General features: G+C 77.5%; 2 protein-coding genes. Both read right to left on the bottom strand.

Translation table 11 applies throughout. From position 1 onward, the window contains the following. Positions 1 to 32 precede the first annotated feature (32 nt). Positions 33 to 821: a helix-turn-helix transcriptional regulator gene (locus L1885_RS28345; RefSeq protein WP_235800001.1), complete on the bottom strand. Its 789-nt coding sequence runs from the start codon at positions 819 to 821 to the stop codon at positions 33 to 35. Between the two features lie 226 nt (positions 822 to 1,047). Next, positions 1,048 to 1,379, bottom strand: a 332-nt coding sequence (locus L1885_RS28340; protein ID WP_235800000.1) for a tetratricopeptide repeat protein, incomplete at its 5' end; no start/stop codon positions are given.

The raw sequence follows: 1,379 nt of genomic DNA, 5'->3' as shown, positions 1-1,379 counted from the left end.
CGGCCGCCGCGCCGGCGCCTCGTGCCCCCGCGCTACTGCTTCCGGCCCCCGCGCGGGGCAGGCAGCAGGCCCGCCTCCTGGGCGAGCAGCACCGTCTCCAGCCGGTCGCGGGTCCGCAGCTTGCGGTAGATGTTCTCGACGTGCTTGTGCACCGTGCGCACCGATATGCCCAGTTGCCGGCCGATCGCGTGCGCGGGCAGGGCCTCGGCCAGCAGGGCCAGCACCGTGATCTCGCGGGCCGTCAGTCCCCGGCCGTCCCCCTCCGCCCGCGCGGCGGGCGCGGGCGCGCAGCGCCGCAGCAGCGCCGCGTGCCGGTCCATGCCGCACAGCAGCGGTCGCATCCGGGCCAGATAGGCCCGCTCGCGCGGGGTGCCGCCCCGGCCGGTGCAGTGCACCAGCAGGCCCCGCACCGGCCCCGGGGAACCCTCGTCGAGCCGCAGCCCGATGACGTCGCTCGTACCGAACAGCGCGCGCGTCACGTCGTACGTCTCGCTGTCGCGCCACGCTCCCTCGCCCGCGATCTCGCTGGCGACCAGGAGCCGGTCCCCGGGGATCGCCGCGCCCCCGCCCGTGAACGGGTGACCGCGCCGGATGCAGGCCAGCTGGTCGGGTGTCGGCTGTCGCGGGACCGGCCAGGCGAACACCCGGCCCGAGCCCTCGGTCCACTCGTCGTCCTTGCACAGGACGGCCGTGCCCGGCAGGGCGTCCATGATCTCGGCGCCGGCCCGCGTCCAGAGGGTGTCCGGGTCGCTGCTGCCCAGCACCTCGGCGGCCAGGTCGAGCAGGCGCGCGTCGTCCCGCGCCGACACTCCGTCCGCCATGCCCCCTGTCCCTCCGTCGCTCTCCGCGCCGCTGCACCACGCCGGCCGTCGCGCCGCCGCGCGGCACCCCGGCACGCAGTATTCCCAATTCCCGCACCTGCGCATACGCAAAGGTACGCATGGACCGCCTCCCCGCCGTGCACGAGGCTGGGGGCGTCCCGGAACGAGCGGGGGGCCTTCCGGACGGTCGCCGCGCCGCGTCGCACACGCGGCGCGGCGCGCACTGTCAGTTGAGCCGTGCGCGGGCCGCACGCGCCCGCAGCCGGATCGCGCGCGCCGTCGCCGGCTCCACGGCCGCCACCACCTCCGCGTACTCCTCCAGCTCCGCCGCGCCCCGCAGGAAGTCCCCGCGCTCCACCAGGAGCCGGCCGTGCTCGTAGCGCAGCCGTGCGGGCCGTGCGGGCAGCAGCATCGACAGCTCCAGCGCCCACAGCGCCACGTCGCCCCGCTCCGGGCGGGCCGCCGCCCAGGCCCGGATGTTGCCCAGCACCCGCGTCACCACGTCCAGCGGATCGGCCGGCGCCGACGCCCGGGGCGGCAGCGGCTCGCCGCCCGCCT

Source organism: Streptomyces fuscigenes, assembly GCF_021556455.1.
Classification (GTDB): domain Bacteria; phylum Actinomycetota; class Actinomycetes; order Streptomycetales; family Streptomycetaceae; genus Streptomyces; species Streptomyces fuscigenes.
The sequence above is the reverse complement of the archived record's forward strand: the minus strand, read 5'-3'. Positions and strand labels throughout refer to the sequence as shown.

Coding starts and splice junctions, on each gene's coding strand:
- L1885_RS28345 (WP_235800001.1), bottom strand. CDS start 821: ATGGCGGACGGAGTGTCGGCGCGGGACGACGCGCGCCTGCTCGACCTG.